This window comes from Amycolatopsis sp. WQ 127309 (genome assembly GCF_023023025.1).
In the GTDB taxonomy this organism is placed as follows: domain Bacteria; phylum Actinomycetota; class Actinomycetes; order Mycobacteriales; family Pseudonocardiaceae; genus Amycolatopsis.
Map to the genome: position 1 here is coordinate 5746663 of NZ_CP095481.1, position 17135 is coordinate 5763797.

13 protein-coding genes are annotated in these 17135 nt (G+C 72.0%); 9 read left to right on the forward strand and 4 right to left on the reverse strand.

Annotated features, from left to right (window positions below):
- Window positions 1-20 precede the first annotated feature (20 nt).
- The 4 genes from rapZ to MUY22_RS27160 all read left to right on the forward strand — a co-directional run bounded on the left by rapZ (window position 21) and on the right by MUY22_RS27160 (window position 4079).
- A complete protein-coding gene (gene rapZ, locus MUY22_RS27145) occupies window positions 21-878 on the forward strand; it encodes an RNase adapter RapZ (protein WP_247064155.1) in 858 nt (285 codons plus the stop codon).
- Window position 879: 1 nt separating this feature from the next.
- Window positions 880-1872, forward strand: a complete 993-nt coding sequence (gene yvcK, locus MUY22_RS27150; RefSeq protein ID WP_247049166.1) for a uridine diphosphate-N-acetylglucosamine-binding protein YvcK — start codon at window positions 880-882, stop codon at window positions 1870-1872.
- On the forward strand, window positions 1872-2867 hold the full coding sequence (gene whiA, locus MUY22_RS27155) for a DNA-binding protein WhiA (RefSeq protein WP_247049167.1): 996 nt from the start codon (window positions 1872-1874) through the stop codon (window positions 2865-2867). Before yvcK ends, whiA begins: the two co-directional genes overlap by 1 nt.
- 168 nt (window positions 2868-3035) lie before the next feature.
- Window positions 3036-4079 (forward strand): glucosyl-3-phosphoglycerate synthase, encoded by a 1044-nt coding sequence (locus MUY22_RS27160; protein ID WP_247049168.1) that lies wholly within the window; start codon window positions 3036-3038, stop codon window positions 4077-4079.
- Here MUY22_RS27160 and MUY22_RS27165 read toward each other — a convergent pair whose 3' ends face one another.
- Window positions 4080-4955 carry a sterol desaturase family protein gene (locus MUY22_RS27165; protein ID WP_247049169.1) on the reverse strand — a complete coding sequence of 292 codons (876 nt, stop codon included), beginning with the start codon at window positions 4953-4955 and terminating at the stop codon, window positions 4080-4082.
- 83 nt (window positions 4956-5038) lie between these two features.
- Here MUY22_RS27165 and MUY22_RS27170 point away from each other — a divergent pair, with 83 nt between their 5' ends.
- A complete protein-coding gene (locus MUY22_RS27170; RefSeq protein WP_247049170.1) occupies window positions 5039-5647 on the forward strand; it encodes a TetR/AcrR family transcriptional regulator in 609 nt (202 codons plus the stop codon).
- 577 nt (window positions 5648-6224) lie between these two features.
- The gene (locus MUY22_RS27175; protein WP_247049171.1) at window positions 6225-6599 is read left to right on the forward strand and encodes a hypothetical protein; all 375 of its coding nucleotides are present in this window, start codon (window positions 6225-6227) and stop codon (window positions 6597-6599) included.
- 46 nt (window positions 6600-6645) lie between these two features.
- Here the strand turns inward: MUY22_RS27175 and MUY22_RS27180 are convergent, their stop codons facing one another.
- From MUY22_RS27180 to MUY22_RS27190, 3 genes are all read right to left on the reverse strand, one after another.
- Window positions 6646-8721, reverse strand: coding sequence for a PQQ-dependent sugar dehydrogenase (locus tag MUY22_RS27180; RefSeq protein ID WP_247049172.1), 2076 nt, complete (start codon window positions 8719-8721; stop codon window positions 6646-6648).
- A gap of 164 nt (window positions 8722-8885) precedes the next feature.
- The gene (hemF, locus tag MUY22_RS27185) at window positions 8886-9830 is read right to left on the reverse strand and encodes an oxygen-dependent coproporphyrinogen oxidase (protein ID WP_247049173.1); all 945 of its coding nucleotides are present in this window, start codon (window positions 9828-9830) and stop codon (window positions 8886-8888) included.
- A 53-nt stretch (window positions 9831-9883) separates the two neighbouring features.
- Window positions 9884-10318 (reverse strand): PPOX class F420-dependent oxidoreductase, encoded by a 435-nt coding sequence (locus tag MUY22_RS27190; protein ID WP_247049174.1) that lies wholly within the window; start codon window positions 10316-10318, stop codon window positions 9884-9886.
- 86 nt (window positions 10319-10404) lie between these two features.
- On the opposite strand from MUY22_RS27190, the gene MUY22_RS27195 reads away from it, so the two are divergent.
- From MUY22_RS27195 to MUY22_RS27205, 3 genes are read left to right on the forward strand one after another with little or no spacing between them, the layout of a single operon-like run.
- The gene (locus tag MUY22_RS27195) at window positions 10405-11856 is read left to right on the forward strand and encodes a hypothetical protein (protein WP_247064157.1); all 1452 of its coding nucleotides are present in this window, start codon (window positions 10405-10407) and stop codon (window positions 11854-11856) included.
- The gene (locus tag MUY22_RS27200) at window positions 11856-12656 is read left to right on the forward strand and encodes a hypothetical protein (RefSeq protein ID WP_247049175.1); all 801 of its coding nucleotides are present in this window, start codon (window positions 11856-11858) and stop codon (window positions 12654-12656) included. Before MUY22_RS27195 ends, MUY22_RS27200 begins: the two co-directional genes overlap by 1 nt.
- A gap of 9 nt (window positions 12657-12665) precedes the next feature.
- Window positions 12666-17123, forward strand: coding sequence for a hypothetical protein (locus MUY22_RS27205; RefSeq protein WP_247049176.1), 4458 nt, complete (start codon window positions 12666-12668; stop codon window positions 17121-17123).
- Window positions 17124-17135: the final 12 nt, after the last annotated feature.

Sequence of the window (17135 nt, forward strand, 5' to 3'; positions counted from 1 at the left end):
AAGATGTCCGCGGCTCCGGCATGGAGGTCGCGGTCGTGTCCGGGCTGTCGGGGGCGGGCCGCAGCACCGCGGCCAAGTGCCTGGAGGACCTGGGCTGGTTCGTCGTGGACAACCTGCCCCCGGAGCTGATCGCCACGATGGTCGAGCTGGGCGCGCAGGCGCGCGGCGCGATCACCAAGGTGGCCGTCGTCATGGACGTGCGCTCGCGCGCCTTCACCGACGACCTCGCCTCGGTGATCAAGGACCTGGACGCGCGGGGGTACAAGCCGCGCGTGCTGTTCCTGGAGGCGACCGACGCCGTGCTGGTGCGGCGCTTCGAGGCCGTCCGGCGCGGCCACCCGATGCAGGGTGACGGCCGGCTCGCCGACGGCATCACGGCGGAGCGCGTGCTGCTGGAGCCGCTGCGCGAAGAGGCCGACCTGGTGCTCGACACGTCGTCGCTGTCGGTGCACGACCTGCGCGCCAAGATCGAGGACGCGTTCGGCTCCGAGGCGAGCACGCAGACCCGCGTCACCGTGCTGTCGTTCGGGTACAAGTACGGCCTGCCGATGGACGCGGACCTGGTGATGGACGTCCGCTTCCTGCCGAACCCGTTCTGGATCCCGGAGCTGCGCGAGCACACGGGCCTCGACGGCGAGGTCCGCAACTACGTGCTCTCGCAGGAAGGCGCCGAGGAGTTCCTCGACCGCTACCACCAGCTGCTGCGGCTCATCGGCGCCGGCTACAAGCGCGAGGGCAAGCGGTACCTGACCCTCGCCGTGGGCTGCACCGGTGGCAAGCACCGCAGTGTGGCGCTGTCCGTCGAGCTCGCCCAGCGTCTGTCCAAAGAGGACGGAATGGCCGTGAAGGTGGTGCACCGCGACCTTGGTCGTGAATAACGTGCGGGCGGTCGCCCTCGGGGGCGGCCACGGACTGCACGCCACGTTGTCCGCGGTGCGGCGGGTGACTCCCGACGTCACCGCGATCGTCACCGTGGCCGACGACGGCGGCTCGTCCGGCCGGCTGCGGCGCGAGCTCGGGCTGCTGCCGCCGGGCGACCTCCGGCAGGCGTTCGCCGCCTTCGCCGCGGAAGACGGCGGCACGCTCTGGGCCGAGGTGTTCCAGCACCGCTTCGGCGGCGACGGCGCGCTGGCCGGGCACGCGGTGGGGAACCTGCTGCTGGCCGGGTTGTTCGAGGTGCTCGGCGACCCGGTGGCGGCGCTCGACGAGGCGTGCCGGCTGATCGGCGTCTCCGGCCGGGTGCTGCCGATGTCGCCGGAGCCGCTGGAGATCGTGGGGGAGGTCAGCGGCCTCGACAGCGAGGACCCGGCGGCGCTGCGCACGATCCGCGGTCAGGTCGCGGTGGCCTCGACGCCGGGGCAGGTGCAGCGCGTGAGCCTGCACACGCCGGGCCGGTCGGGGCGGCCGCCGCAGGCGTGCGCCGAAGCGGTGGACGCGGTGCTGGCGGCCGACGTCGTGTTCCTCGGTCCCGGCTCGTGGTTCACGAGCGTGCTGCCGCACCTGCTCGTACCGGGGCTGCACGACGCGCTCGTCAAGACCACCGCGACGAAGGTGCTCGTGCTCAACCTTGTCCCCCAGCCGGGGGAAACCGCGGGGTTCTCCCCGGAGCGGCACCTGGACGTCCTGTCCGAGCACGCGCCCGATCTGCGGGTGGACGCGGTGATCGCGGACCGCGATTCGGTCCCCGACCCGGCGAATCTCCGGCGCGCGGCCGAGCGGCTCGGCGGCCGGGCGCACCTGGGGGCGGTGGCCGACCCGGAAGTGGCGGGACGGCATGATCCTGATGCGCTCGCGAGGTGTATGCGGGAGGCTCTCGGTCTCGGCAGGGGCGGGGAGCACGGGGGAGGAGCACAAGGCAGGGAGGGGCAGTAATGGCGATGACCGCCGCGGTGAAGGACGAACTGAGCCGGCTGGAGATCACGAAGATCGGGCCGCGCCGGGCGGAGGTCGCGTCGCTGCTTCGCTTCGCCGGCGGGCTGCACATCGTGGCCGGCCGGGTGGTCGTCGAAGCGGAGCTGGACACGGGCTCGGTCGCGCGACGGCTGCGCAAGGAGATCCACGAGCTCTACGGCCACCATTCCGACGTCCACGTCATCACCGCCAGCGGCGGGCTGCGCAAGGGCACCCGGTACGTGGTGCGCGTGGTCAAGGACGGCGAGGGGCTGGCCCGGCAGACCGGGCTGATCGACCAGCGCGGCCGGCCGGTGCGCGGGCTGCCCGCGGCCGTGGTGTCCGGCGGCGTGGCCGACGCCGAAGCGGCGTGGCGCGGGGCGTTCCTCGCCCACGGTTCCCTGACGGAGCCGGGCCGTTCGTCGTCACTGGAAGTGACGTGCCCCGGCCCGGAGGCGGCGCTGGCTCTGGTGGGTGCCGCGCGCCGGATGGGCATCCAGGCGAAGTCGCGCGAGGTCCGCGGCGCCGACCGCGTCGTGGTCCGCGACGGTGACGCGATCGGCGCGCTGCTGACGCGCCTCGGCGCGCACACGAGCGTGCTGCAGTGGGAGGAACGCCGGATGCGCCGCGAGGTGCGGGCGACGGCGAACCGGCTGGCCAACTTCGACGACGCGAACCTCCGCCGCTCGGCCCGCGCGGCCGTCGCGGCGGCGGCCCGGGTCGAGCGCGCCCTGGAGATCCTCGGCGACACGGCCCCGGACCACCTGCTGGCCGCGGGCAAGCTCCGGCTGTCCAACCGGCAGGCGTCCCTGGAGGAACTGGGCCAGCTGTCGGACCCGCAGATGACGAAGGACGCGGTCGCCGGCCGCATCCGCCGCCTGCTGGCGATGGCGGACAAGCGGGCGAAGGACCTGAGCATCCCGGACACCGAGTCCGCGGTCACCCCGGAGATGCTCGAGGAAGAGGAAGACGCCTGACCCGGCGCCGCCGCGCTGGTCAGGTCGTTTTCCGTCCGTGCGGTTAACGGGATCGGTGCCGCGGCGCCGAACTCGTAACACCGCGGTAGCACGGGGGAGTGGTCGCCGAAACGCGCCGCGTCGAACCTCGGTCGGGAGGGAGTACGCCGAACGAGGGAAGGGGAACGCATGCGCACGAGCCGGAACAGCAATGACCGCGCGCAGCTGCAGGTGTCGCCGGAGGTCGGCACCTGGCTCGCCCGGCGCAGCAGCAGGGCCGACGACTGGACGGCGGACCAGCTGGTCGAGGCCAAACGCGGCACGACCGTCTCGGTGGTCATCCCCGCGCGCAACGAGGAAGCGACGGTCGGCGCGATCGTCACCGCCATCCGCGAGGAACTCTGCGAGCACCACCGGCTCGTCGACGAGATCCTGGTCGTCGACAGCCACTCGACCGACGCCACCGCCGAGGTGGCCGCGGCGGCCGGCGCACGCGTCGTCGCGCAGGACGCCGTGTTCCCGGCCCTCGACGGGCTGCAGGGCAAGGGCGAGGCCCTCTGGAAGGGCGTCGCCGCGACGACCGGAGACCTCGTGGTCTTCGTCGACGGCGATCTCTACGACTTCACCACCGACTACGTCACGGGCCTGCTGGGCCCGCTGCTCACCGACCCGTCGGTGGCCTACGTCAAGGGCTTTTACCACCGCCCGCTCAACGGCGCGGCGGGCAGCGAGCCGGAAGGCGGCGGCCGGGTCACCGAGCTCGTCGCGCGGCCGCTGATCAACATGTTCTGGCCCGAGCTGTCCGGCTTCGTCCAGCCCCTCGCGGGCGAGTACGCGGGCCGGCGCGAGGTGCTGGAGAGCATCCCGTTCGTCGTCAACTACGGCGTCGAGATCGGCCACCTGATCGACCTGCTCGAACTGCGCGGGCTCGACTCGCTGGCCCAGGTCGACCTCGGCCACCGCGTGCACCGCCACCAGAGCACCCAGGCGCTGGGCCGCATGTCGGGCCAGATCATGCAGACGCTGTTCGACCGCCTGGAGCGCTACGGCAGGCTGGTGACGGCCATCCCGCCGGCCACGATGCTGGCCCAGTTCCAGCGAGGCGCGTCTTCCGGCGGCGTCGAGCGGGAACTGGTGCTGACGGACCTGACGTCCCCGCAGCGCCCGCCACTGGCGAGCCTGCCGGTGACGCTGCGCCCGGAGAACGAGCTGGACCTGCAGGACACCGCTTAGTCACTCGGCGGTCGCGAGCGCGCGGGTTTCGGTGGGCTGCCAACCAGGTGGTCCGAACACGAAACCCGCGCGCTCGCGCCACGTCCGGGCGCGGCGCAGGTCGCGCAGGATCGAGCCGTACTCGTGGAAGCCGACCTTCAGCAGGTTGTACGTGGTGATGTTCTTCGTCAGGCCGTACGTCGGGCGCTTGCCCTCCGGGACGAAACTGCGGAACAGCCGGTCCCACACGATGAAGATGCCGCCGTAGTTGGCGTCGAGGTATTCGGCGTCGCTGCCGTGGTGGACGCGGTGGTGTGACGGTGTGTTGAAGACGTACTCGAACCAGCGTGGCAGCTTGCCGATCTTCTCGGTGTGCACGAAGAACTGGTAGACGAGGTCGATCGACAGGCCGGTCAGGATCATCCACGGCGGGATGCCGCACAGCGCCAGCACCGACCAGAACGGCAGCTGGAAGTACGGGGTCCACTTCTGGCGCAGCGCCGTCGAGAAGTTGTAGTGCTCGCTCGAGTGGTGCACCTGGTGCCCGGCCCACAGCAGCCGGACGCGGTGGCTCGCCCGGTGGTAGGCGTAGAACACCAGCTCCTGGCCGAGCAGCATGAGCACCCACGTCCACCAGTCGCGCGGGTCGAACCTCACCGGCGCCAGCTCGAACAACGCCGCGAAGACGACCAGCATCACCAGCCGGAACAGCGCGTTGACGCCGACCGAGACGGTGCCCATCAGCATGCTCGTGCGGGTGTCGGCGGGGCTGTAGCCGAGCACGTTGTCGTCGTGGCCGAGCACGTGCACGGCGACGATCTCGATCGTCACGAACAGCAGGAACACCGGGATCGCGAACAGCACGGGGTCGCGCAGGTGCGCCAGGAACTCGGCCACATCGCCTCCTAAGATCCAGCCCTGGGATCTGACCTGACGGTAACTTACCCTCGGGTCACTTTACGCACGGTAGGGTCTCGGACGTGACGGAGTCAAGACCGGTCGGGACCAAGGGGATGCCCCGCGGGGAGCGCGAGGCGCAGCTCGTCGTCGCCGGTACCGAGGAGTTCGGCCGGGCCGGGTACGCGGGCGCGTCGATGGTCGAGATCGCGCGCCGGGTCGGCGTCACGAAACCGTTGCTGTACCAGTACTTCGGCTCGAAGGACGGCCTGTACCTCGCCTGCCTGCACCGCGCGGGCGACCGGCTGACCGAGGGTGTCGCGACGACCATGGCGGCCGGCGGCGAGCCCGACCGGATGCCGCTGAAGGTGCTCTCGGCGATCTTCGCGACGTTCGACCACGACCGCTACGCGTGGCGCCTCCTGCGCGACGCGACGGTGCCCGCCAGCGGCGACATCGCCACGGCGGCCGCCGGCTACCGGCACCGCCTGGACGCCTTCGCGGTGGTGGGCGCGACGCAGCTGATGACGTCGCGCGGGCTGGCCGACCCGGTCGACATCGAGGCCGTCGCGCAGGTCTGGACCGGCGTGGTCGACTCGCTGATCAGCTGGTGGATCGACCGCCCGGACGAGGACGCGGCCGCGATGACCGACCGCTGCGCGCGGATCATGGACCGCCTGTTCGGCTGGTGACGTCAGCCGCCGAGGCCGGTTACTCGCGCTCTTCCCGGCGGTCGGGAGCCGGCTGCACCCGGGCGAAACCGTGCCAGTACCCGGGATCGCGCTGCCTTGCCGGATAACGATGTCAGGCGCCAGTGGTGCGAGCCAGAACTGCAGCAGACAACGGTCCAGCGCGGGTTCGCCGTCGAACCGGGTGTCGCGCTCGCGTCCCGCGTCCATCCTGGACCCGCTGTAGCGCACGCGGTAGTCGCCCGGTGACAGTTCGAGGTGGCACGGTGTCGTGGACTTCGGCGGTGAAGCCGACGTTTCCGGTGTGCAGGCCGGTGATCAGGAACAACGTGCCCGGGAAGGCAGCGCCGCACAACCCGTTGCGCTGCCCGGCGAATCACGCCGTCAGGTCGCCTTCGAACGGATCACCTCCTTCGCTGTGCACGTAGATCTGTCCATAGTGGACATGGGCTTCGCCGTCGACCGCGGTGCGCATGGGGCCACCTTTGCAGAAGGGACCGACAGTTTTCGCCCTCGCGACGTAGCGAAACGGGGGTCCCGTGCGACTCAAAGGGATAGGTGTCCCGTCGAGAGGTGTCGAATGTCCGACTTGCCCGAAACCATCCCCGTCGCGGATCGGCGGCTGGCCCGGCGGTTCACGGATGACCTGCTCGACGGCTGCCGGGTCCTCGCCACCGACTACGGCTATCGGCCGCTCCAGTTCGAACGAATGGTCCGCGAGCACGGCGGCGTCGAGGCCGCGCGCCGGCTGCTGCGCGGGGCCGGGACCGCCGGCGGGTTCGCCTTGCTCTGGGAGAAGAACCAGCTCGCCCGCAGCTCCGAGGCGACGATGCTCCGGCCGGAGTACGAAGCGCTGTTCACCGCCGACGAACGCCTGCTCGCCCGGCGCCGGCTGGAGGAACACGGCTTCGACGTGGACGCCCACCTCGTGCAGGTCACTGCCGAGCCGGTGTGAAGCGCGGCTGAGGTGACCGGCGCCGCTCCGGTCACCCCAGCCGCGGTCAGTGGGCGGCGGGGAACTTCAGCCGGACGATCACGTTGTCCAGGACGCTCGGCGTGCCGCCGTTCATGTCGTTGTTAGTGGACGTCAGCCAGAGCCCGCCGTCGGGCGTCTTCGTCACTGAGCGCAGCCGGCCCCAGCGGCCGGAGAACAACGTCGACACCGTGCCGACGCCGGTGCCCGCCGCGGTGATCTGCGTGGCGAACAGCTGCTTGCCCGTGACGCCGGCGATGTAGATCCAGTCGTTGACGATCTCCACGCCGGACGGCCCGGCCTGCGACGTCGGCCAGGTCTTCTTCGGTGCGATGAAGCCGCTGCAGCTGCCCTGCGTGCCTTCGCAGCTGGGCCAGCCGAAGTTGCCGCCCTTCTGGATCAGGTTGAGCTCGTCGAGGCTGCTCTCGCCGAACTCCGCCGCCCACAGCTGGCCGCGCGAGTCCCAGGCCAGGCCCTGCGGGTTGCGGTGGCCGTAGCTCCAGACGTACCGCGCGTTGCCGCCGGTGGCGTAGAACGGGTTGTCGCTCGGCGCGGTTCCGTCGGCGTTGAGCCGCAGGATCTTCCCGTTGAGCGAGCTCTTGTTCTGCGCGTTGTCACTGTTCTTCGCGTCGCCCACGGTGGCGTAGAGCTTGCCGTCCGGGCCGAACTTGATCCGGCCGCCGTTGTGGTAGCGGTTCTTCGCGATCCCGGTGAGCACCGGCGTCGACGTCGAGGACAGCGTGGTGCCGTCGTAGGTCATCTTCACGATCCGGTTGTCGCCGGAAGCCGTGTGGTAGACGTAGATCGCGTGGTCGCTCGCCCAGTTCGGCGAGATCGCCAGGCCGAGGACGCCGCCTTCGCCGGTGGTGGTCACCGCGCCCGGCACCGTGCCCAGCGTGGTCTTCTGACCGGCCGGCGTCACGAGCAGGATCTCGAACCGGTCCCGCTCGGTCACCAGCGCGTTGCCGTTCGGCAGGAAGTCCACCGCCCAGCCGAGATCGACCTTCGTGATGTCCTTGTCGTACTCCGGGATGCCGCCGGCGCCGCCCGGCGCGCTCGTCTTCACGGTCACCGCGTTGCTCGCGGCGGAGCTGTTCCCGTTGGGGTCCCGCGCCTTGACCGTGAACGTGTAGGACGTGTTCGGGTTCAGGTTCGTCACCGTCGAGGTGAGCGACGTCGTGGACGCGACCTTCGTGGCGCCCTGGAAGACGTCGTAGGCCGAGATCGTGCCGCCGTTGTCCGTGGAAGCGTTCCACGCCAGGGAAACGCTGTTCGCGGTGACGCCGGTGGAGCGCAGGTTCCCCGGCACGCTCGGCGGGGTCGTGTCGGTGCTCGGCGGTGTCGTGAAGGCGACGACGTTGCTCTGCTGCGACGGGTTGCCCGCGGCGTCGTACGCGCCCACCGAGATGTCGTAGGCGGTGTTCGGCGTCAGGTTGTCCACGGTCGCCGAAGTCGTGGTCCCGCCGACGGTCTTGAGGATGTTGCCGCCGCGGTTGATCTCGTAGCGCACGATGCCGACGTTGTCGGTCGCGGCGGTCCAGGAGAACGTCGCGGCGGTCGGCAGGATGTTCGAGGCGGCCAGGTTCGACGGCGGCGACGGCGGTTCGCTGTCGCTCGGCGCGGTGAAGGTGTCGGTGAGCTTGTCCGCGTTCGGCCCGCCGTTGGCGGTGGTCGCGGTGGTCCGGACCTTGTTGACCCCGGCGGTCAGCTGCACGGTCGCGGTGACGGTCTGCCACGTCGTCCACGCGCCGGTGGCGGGGAAGTCGACGGTGCCCTTGTCACCGCCGTCGACGATCAGCTTCACCGGCCGGTTGTCGGCGGTTCCGTTGGCGTAGCGGAAGGTCAGCGTGTGCGTCCCGGCTTGTGCCGCGTTCACCGAGTACTCGACGTAGCTCCCGGCGACGTTGTCGAAGTTGACGAACCCGGTGCCGGAGTAGCCGGCGTGGTTCGACTCGACGACGCCCTGGGAGATCACGGCGTTCTCGGACTCGTAGTCCGTCGCCGCGGCGGTGGCCGCTGAAGCGAAGGGGCTGAACGCGCTGAAGCCGAGCGCCGCGACGGCGGTACCGGCCACAGCCACGCGCCACGGGGGGCGGGGTGCCACGGGGACCTCCAGAAATAGTTAGGAAAGTTTCCTATCTATGGAGGAGATCACACACTGTCCGAGCGGGTCGTGTCAATACCGGACACCCGCCCTCACCCACGGTGAAAACCGGCGTCCCGCTCAGCGGGGCGGATGCGCCCGGACGGCCCAGCGCGAACCCCTTGTCAGCCTGCCACCCGGGTCTCCGGGAGGGCCTCTTCACCCGCCCAGTCGCGCGGCACGAGGAACTCCGCGAGCGCCGCTTCGGGGCTGCCCGGCTCCGGCGTCAGCTCGAACTCCCAGCGCGCCAACGGCGGCAGCGCCATCAGGACCGCCTCGACGTACCCGCCGGTCTGCAGCCCGAACCGGGTGCCGCGGTCGTGGACCAGGTTGAACTCGACGTACCGGCCGCGGCGGTAGAGCTGCCACTGCCGCTCACGGTCGCCGTGGGGGAGGTCCTTGCGGCGCCGCACGATCGGCAGGTACGCGGGCGCGATCGTGGCGATGCCGGCCGCGGCGAAGGCGGCCGCGCGGTGCCAGCCGTCCGGGCCCTCGGGGTGCAGGTGGTCGAAGAAGATGCCGCCGACCCCGCGCGTCTCGTCGCGGTGCGGCAGCGTGAAGTACTCGTCGCAGGCGCGCTTGGCCTGCGCGTGGAACGCCGGGTCGAAGGTGTCGCAGTACGTCTTCAGCGTGCGGTGGAAGTGCGTCGCGTCGGCCGCGAAGCCGTAGCACGGCGTCAGGTCCGCGCCGCCGCCGAACCACCACGTGTCACCGGACTCGAAGTACCGGAAGCTGGCGTGGAACGCCGGCACGTACGGGTTGCGCGGGTGGATCACCACCGACAGCCCGGTCGCGAAGAACGCGCTGCCCGGATCCAGCCCGTGCTGCCGCGCGACCGCCTCGGGCAGGCGGGCGCCGTGCACCGCCGAGCAGTTGACGCCGGCCCGCTCGAAGACGTCCCCGTTCTCCAGCAGCCGCGCCTGCCCGCCGCCACCGCCGGGCCGCTCCCAGCCGGACCGGCCGAAGCGGGCCCCGCGGTCCAGCCGTTCGAGCTCGGCGACCAGTTCGCGCTGCCCGGCGTTCACCATCGCCGTCACGGCTTCGCGCCTGCTGTTCCCACCTGAAAGCATGAACCCCCACCCCCACCGCGAGATTAGCAGCGATCCGCAGGTGGGCGGCGGGTTCAGCCGGCGATGTCCGCGCGGGCGATCACCTTCGTGAGTTTCGCCCGGACGAGTGACTCTTCGGGGACGGCGTTGCGCTTGCCGTACGCCTCGCCCTGCTCGGCGCCCATGTACCGGCTGCCCAGCCGCGTCGCCCAGGCCAGCATGTCGTCGTCCTGGGTCAGCCGCGCCTCGGCGGTGAACTGCACGTAGGAGAACGGCGGGCGCTGGTCGTCGACGGCCAGCGAGATCCGCCCGTCGCGCGCGATGGCCTTGCCCTTGAGGGTCTCGGTGCCGGTGGTGAAGATCAGCTCGTCGCCGTCCGGGCCCTCGTTCAGGAGGAACCAGATCGGCGTCACGATCGGTGAGCCGTCCTTCCTGACCAGGCCGAGCATGCCCGTCCGGGTGCCTTCGGACGCGAACTGCCACCACTCGTCACGGCTCATCTCACGCATGAGAGCGACGTTAACCTGTCACCCGCGCGTGTGCAGAGGGTGGCCGACTAGCCTGGCCTGCTGTGCGAGACGACGACAGGGCCGCGATGGGACTGGCCGACGAGGGGCTGACCCGCCGGCTGAAGGCGCTCGCCTGCACCGCGCCGTTGCACGACCTGGACGCGCGGAAGGCGAAGCTCGACTGGGCCGACGCCACGGTCTACCAGATGGCCGAGATCGCGCTGCACACGATCGACCAGGTCACCATCGCGATGGACTTCGACACCGGCGCCGGCCACGACGAGGTCATCGACCGGCTGCTGCCGTTCATCGCGCAGCAGGCGCCGTCGCGGATGCCGGAGGAGCACGTCCGCGTCGCGAAGTGGGTCCTGGACAACCTGATCAACGTGGGCACCACCGACCGCGGTTTCCGGCGCGTCTACGGCTCGATGGGGCCGGGCGGCTACCAGCGCCGCCAGTTCGACTTCAAGCTGCTGGTCGAGCTGGCCGCCCGGGACGGCGAGGTCTACCTGCGCGCCACCGACGAGGCGATCAACGTGCTCGTCGGCGCCCTCGACACCGACGTCGAGTCGGCGCAGATCGCGGCCGAGGTGAAGCTCGAGAACCTGATCGCGCGGGGCCGGCTGGCCGACGCGAAGCTGGCCGCCGAACAGGCCCGCTACCGGACCGTCCAGTACGGCGAGGTGCTGCGCGCGAAGCTCGACGCGACCCGCCGCGACGTCCGGTCGGTCGACTGGGAACGCGAGGTCCCGGAGCTGCTCGACACCGCGCTCGGGCACATCGAAGCCCGCTTCCGCGCCGAGAACGCGATCCTCAAGAACATCACCACCGCCCGCGACGAGACCGAGGACCTCGACCGCAAGCGCCGCGCGGCCGAGCTCGTCGACATCGTCGGCGACTGCATCCGCCGGCACACGCGCCTGCAGTCGCGGCTGGCCGACGCGGGCGCGGTGTTCCGCGCCGAGCAGGACCGCCAGCAGTTCTCCGGCCCGCCCCAGCGCGCGACGCTCGACCTGTTCGGCCAGCTCCTGGTGCCGGCCCTCGGGCTGCCGCTGGCCGACGCCGTCACCCCGGCCGAGCACTTCTTCCACGCCGTCGCGGGCATCTCCGCGCCGGTCGTGCCGTCGCTGTCGGCCCTGGTCTCGCTGCTGCTGCGGCCCGCGCCCGAGCGCGACCAGCTCGTCGGCGAGATCCCGGAACCGGAGCTGATGCCCGCCGACGTCACCGACAAGTTCGGCGACGACGTCTGGCGCCGCGCCGACGAGCTGCTCCACCTGCCCGAGGTGCCGCGGCGGCTGTCCGGCCTGCTCGAGGAGGCCCGCCGCAGCCGCCAGCCCGGCCTCGCGGCCCTGGTCGCGCTGCGCGCCGTCCACGCATACAGTCCCGGGATCGGCGCCGCGCGGCGCCAGGGGGACCGCTCGGTGCTGCTCGCCGTCGACGACGGCACGCTGCTCGACGACCCGGACTTCGGCGGCGCCGACCTGCTCCTGTCCACCGCCGCTGTAGAGCGTGCCGACGAAGAAGAGGAAGTCGCGTAATGGCGCTGTCCCACAGCAGCGTGGACGCCGAGGCCGCGGCCCGGCTGGTCGCCTTCGGCATGCGGCCCAAGCAGCTGCCCGCCCGCGACGTCGTCTACGGCGACCTCGTGCGCCGCTACGGCGAGGACAACGCGTTCAAGGCGCTCACCCACGCCGTCGCCTCCGGGCTCGGGCTGATGGTCCTCGAAGTCAACCAGCAGGCCGGCGCGGTGCTCGCGGCCACCGACGAGTCCGTGTTCGAGATCAAGATGGACTCCTACGCCCGCCAGGCCAAGATCCGCGAGCGCCGTGACACCGAGAAGGTGCTGCACGGCCTGATCCACCTCGCCGCCGCCGCGCTCGGCTACCCGCGCCCGGACGACCTCGCCAACGACACCTACATCGGCCGCGTCAGCGTCGAACAGGTCGACGCGATGGTCCGCGAAGCCGCCCGCATGCTCGACGAACGCGCCGCCCAGGCCGAGGCCAACAACGACCCGCTGGCCGACGCGCCCGAGCTGGAGCAGGCCTGGCGCGCGTACACGAGGCGTCCCGCCGCGGCGGCCACCAAGGACGGCCGCCTCGCCGCCGACACCACCCGCGGCATGGTCTCGCGCGCCCTCCGTTTCCTGGCCGACCAGGGCTTCCTGGTCCCGGTCAGCGACGAACAGGGCGGCACCTACCGCACCACACCGCGCTACCAGATCCAGGTCCGCGAACTCGCCGCCGACGCCGCCTTCGACGACCTGCTCGCGCTGGACGTCGTGGCCGTCGCGAACGACGGGGGCACGCTGCGCGCGACGTCCTCCGACACGCTCTAAGGGGAGTAGATGTACGAGCTTTCGCGGGTCCGCCTGCATTCCGTGGGCCCGGCGGGCGCCCGCTACCAGGACGTCGTGCTCGACTTCAGCGGCGTCGGCGCCAAGATCACCGCACCCCAGCAGGACGCGCTGTTCAGCGCCGGCATCCACGCCACCGGGCCGGCCGAGCTGCGCCGCCCGTCCCCGGCGAGCGTGCTGTTCCTGGAGAACGGCGGCGGCAAGTCCGTCCTCATCAAGCTGATCTTCTCGGTGATGCTGCCCGGCCGCCGACAGGTCGTCGGCACCACGAGCACGAAGGTGCTCGAGAAGTTCGTCGCCGCCAAGGACGTCTCGCACGTCGTGCTGGAGTGGCTGCACGTCGAGACCGGTCACCGGATCATCACCGGCAAGGTCTCCGAGTGGCGCGGGCACGTCGTCTCCTCGGACTCGGAGAACCTGGCCGACTCCTGGTACTGCTTCCGCCCGACGTCGGCGCTGGCCCTCGACTCGCTGCCGATGACGCAGGACGGCCGGCTGCTCACGATGTCCGGCTTCCACGACAAGCTCGCCGCGGCCCAGCTGGCCGAGCCCGAGCTGGAGCTGTCCTGGACCCGGCGCCACCACGAGTGGACCGGCCGGCTCGACACCCTCGGCCTCGACACCGAGCTGTTCCGCTACCAGCGCGCGATGAACGCCGGCGAAGGTGAAGCGGCGGACGCGTTCGCGTTCGGCACCGACGAGGCGTTCGTCGACTTCCTGCTGCGCGCCGTCGTCTCCGAGGACGAGCCGAAGGACCTCGCCGAGGTCGTCTCGACCTACTCGCACAACCTCGCCCAGCGCGGGGACCTGTTGTCGGAACGCGATTTCGTCGCCGGCGCGCTCGACCTGCTGGGTCCGCTGGCCACCGAAGAAGGCGTGGCGGCGGCGTCGCGGAAGATCGCAGGCGCCGCGCGGGCCGACATGGCCGCGCTGGCCGGGCGCGTCGTCGCGCGCAACGAGCTGGAGAACGCCCGGCTGTCGGGCCTCGAAGACCACGTCGATGAGGTCAAGACCGCGGAGAAGCTCGCCGAGGGCGACCACCGGCGGCTGGCGGCCGGCGTCACCGAGCTGCGGCGCCTCGTCGCCGTGCTGCGCCTGGACGAGGCCCAGGAGGCCCGCAAGCGCGTCGACGCCGAACTGGGCGAGGCGAAGACGGCGGCCGAGGCCTGGCGTGAGACGGCGACCGTGCTCAACCAGCTCAACGCCGCCCGCAAGGCCAAGGACCTGCGTGAGCTCGTCGGCAACCGCGAGGAAAAGGCCCGTCCGGCCCTGCAGGCGCGCAACACCGCCGCGGCCGCGCTGGCCCGGGGGCTGCAGTCGCTGGCGCAGGACGCCCAGCGCCAGGCCGACAAGGCCGAGGCGCACGCGGGCGCGTTGCGCGCCGAAGCCGAGAAGGCGCAGACCGAACGTGACGAGGCCGCGAACCTCGCGGCCGGCCGGCGTGCCGAGGCCCGCGGGCTGACCACCCGGATCACCGAGCTGCGCGAAGAGGTCCAGAACGCCGTCCGCGGCGGGCTGCTGCCGTCGGGCGCCGACGTCGCCGACGCGTCCCGGGCGGCGCGTTCGGCGGCCGAAGCCGCGGCCGCCGAGCTGACCCGCCGCGAGCAGGAGCTGGACCGCGTCGCGGCGGATCTCCAAGCGGCGCAACGGAACGTGAACGAGGCCCACCAGCTCGCCGGCACCACCCTGGACCGCTTCGAGCGCGCCACCGAGGACCTCGACCGGGCCCACCGCCGCACCGACGCGCTCGCCGCCGAGGGCCGGCTGGTCGAGCTGCTCGGCGCGGACGACGTCGCCCTCGAAAGCGATCTTCCGGTGCTGCTGGAACGGTTGCGCGAAGCGAGCGCGTCCGTCGAGAAGGAGCAGACGACGCTGCGGATGGAAGAGTCCGCCGACGAGCGGGCCCTGACCGCGCTCGGCTCCGGCGGGCTGCTGCCGCCCCCGCAGGACGTCCAAGCCGCGCTGGACGCCCTGGAAGAAGCCGGGATCACCGCGTGGTCCGGCTGGCGTTATCTGTCCAAACTGGACGCCGGGCGGCGCGCCGAGGTCCTGGAAAGCCTGCCGCAGCTCGTTTCCGGCGTCCTGCTCAACGACGCCGCCCACGCGGACCGCGCCCGCGAGGTGCTGACGTCACGGCGGCTGCTGCCGTCCGCGATCATCGCCGTCGGCACCACCGAGGCCCTGCTGGCCGACGCGGCGGCCGCGCCCGGCGTCGAGTTCCTCGTGCCGCCGAACCCCGCGATGTACGACGAGGAAGCCGCGGACGCCGAGCGCGAAGCCGTCGCCCGGCGCAACACCGAGCGGCAGCGGCGGCTGGAAGCGTTGTCCGCCAAGCTGTCCGCCGACGGCGCCCTCACCTGGAAGCTCACCACCTGGCGCGAGGACTACCCGCCCGGCGCCGTCGCGACGCTCGCCGAGCAGGCCCAGGCGGCCCGGACCGCGCGCGAGACCGCGCGCACGGCCCTGCAGCAGGCCGACGCGGAGTTCACCCGGTTGAGCGAAAAGACGGCGTCGCTGCGCGAGCGCGTCCCGGAGCTGCGGGCCGCGGCGGCCGAGACCGAGGAGCGGGCGCGGAAGCTCGGCGAGCTGGGCACGAGGAGCGCCCGGATCGCGGAGTGGACCGAGGACGTCGAGCGCGCCACCGAGGTCGCCGAGCGCGCCGACCTGCAGGCCTCCGACGCCGCGGGCAAGGCCGCGCGGCTGCGGGAGCAGGCGGGGGAGGAGCAGCGCACCGCCGACGGCCACCGCCGGACCGCGACCACCGCCCGCGCGGAACTCGCCGAGGTACCAGGTGCGGCCGATGCGGGTGACGGCCCGGTGCCGGCCGAGCCGGTGGACGCCCTGCGCCGGACCTACCTGTCGGCGTCCGAGTCGTACGCGAAGGTCGAGGTCGGCAGCGACCTGCGGGCCGAGCTGGAGCAGGCCGAGTCGGCCGAAGCAGCTGCGGGTTCGGCCGTGGAGTCGCTGGACGAGGCCGTCCGCTCGACCGCCGCCGAGCTGCTGGAGACGCCCGACGGCTCCGACGCGTCCGCCCGCGCGGCGGCCCTCGCGCGCGCCCGCCGCGTCGTCGACGGCCTGGAGGACGAGCGGACCGAGGCCATCGGGCTGGTCTCGACGCGGCGCGCCGAGCTGGACGTGCTGCCGCTGCAGAACGGCGTCTCCGGCGACAAGCCGCGCGACATCGAGCACGGCCTGGAGCTGATCGACGCCGCCGGGCTGGAGATGTCCGTGGCCGCGCGGAAGTGGGAGGAGCTGCAGGAACGCCGGGCGGCGGCCGAGGAGACCCTGGACTCCGCGCGCAGCTCCGCGTCCGGGTTCTCGCTGCTCGCCGACTCCCTGGCCCACCTCGTCACCGACAAGGACGCGGACGCCTACGACGGTGACGTCGACACCGCGCGCGCCCAGCACACGCGGCTCAACGCGACGCTCACCGAGGCCCAGGACGCCGCCGACGCGGGCGACCGGCGGGTGCGCGAGGCCGCGGACCAGCTGGCCCAATACGCGACGGAGAAGCGCTTCGAGAAGCTGAGCACGCCGGTGCGGCAGCAGGTCATCTCGGTCAAGCGCGACCAGCTGCCCGCGCACGCCGCCGAGTGGGCGGAGGCGCTGCGGCCGCGGCTGCGCTCGCTCACCGACGACCTCGCCCAGATCGACCGGCACCGCGGCGGCATCATCACCCGCCTGCAGGGCATGGTCGACGGCGCGCTCCGGACGTTGCGCTCGGCCCAGCGCGTCTCGCGGCTGCCGGACGGCCTCGGCGACTGGTCCGGGCAGGAGTTCCTGCGCATCCGGTTCCACGAGCTGGAGGACAACGCGCTCACCGAGAAGCTCGGCGAGGTCGTCGACGAGGCCGCCGTCGGCAAGACCGCGGACGGCCGCGACGTCAAGCGCGACGGGCTTTCCCTGGTCCTGCGCGGCGTCCGGGCCGCGGCGCCCAAGGGCTTCCGCGTCGACATGCTCAAGCCGGACTCGGTGCTGCGGACCGAACGCCAGCGCGTCTCGGAGATCCGCGACGTCTTCTCGGGCGGCCAGCAGCTGACCGCGGCGATCATCCTCTACTGCACCCTCGCGGCGTTGCGCGCCAACAACCGCGGCAAGGCCCGCAACCGCCACTCCGGCGTGCTGTTCCTGGACAACCCGATCGGCCGCGCGTCCGCCGGGTACCTGCTGGAGCTGCAGCGGGCGGTGGCCGAGGCGCTGGGCGTCCAGCTGATCTACACGACGGGCCTGTTCGACGCGGGCGCGCTCTCGGAGTTCCCGCTGATCGTCCGGCTGCGCAACGACGCCGACCTGCGCGCGGGCCGGAAGTACCTGTCGGTGGACTCGACGGTCCGCAACTCCCTCGACGACCTGGGCGACCCGGACGGCGTCGCGCGGCTCTCGGCGACGCGGATGTTCACCCGCGTCGAGGACGCGCCGGATTCCGCTGAGGACGAACAGCCGGCGTGACGGGAACATCGG

Excerpts from the sequence above, each read along its gene's own strand:
- MUY22_RS27200 (WP_247049175.1), top strand. The coding sequence starts at position 11,856 with ATGGCGCTGTCCCACAGCAGCGTGGACGCCGAGGCCGCGGCCCGGCTG.
- MUY22_RS27205 (WP_247049176.1), top strand. The coding sequence starts at position 12,666 with ATGTACGAGCTTTCGCGGGTCCGCCTGCATTCCGTGGGCCCGGCGGGC.
- hemF (WP_247049173.1), bottom strand. The coding sequence starts at position 9,830 with ATGCTTTCAGGTGGGAACAGCAGGCGCGAAGCCGTGACGGCGATGGTG.
- MUY22_RS27175 (WP_247049171.1), top strand. The coding sequence starts at position 6,225 with ATGTCCGACTTGCCCGAAACCATCCCCGTCGCGGATCGGCGGCTGGCC.
- MUY22_RS27190 (WP_247049174.1), bottom strand. The coding sequence starts at position 10,318 with ATGCGTGAGATGAGCCGTGACGAGTGGTGGCAGTTCGCGTCCGAAGGC.
- MUY22_RS27195 (WP_247064157.1), top strand. The coding sequence starts at position 10,405 with ATGGGACTGGCCGACGAGGGGCTGACCCGCCGGCTGAAGGCGCTCGCC.
- rapZ (WP_247064155.1), top strand. The coding sequence starts at position 21 with ATGGAGGTCGCGGTCGTGTCCGGGCTGTCGGGGGCGGGCCGCAGCACC.
- whiA (WP_247049167.1), top strand. The coding sequence starts at position 1,872 with ATGGCGATGACCGCCGCGGTGAAGGACGAACTGAGCCGGCTGGAGATC.
- MUY22_RS27160 (WP_247049168.1), top strand. The coding sequence starts at position 3,036 with ATGCGCACGAGCCGGAACAGCAATGACCGCGCGCAGCTGCAGGTGTCG.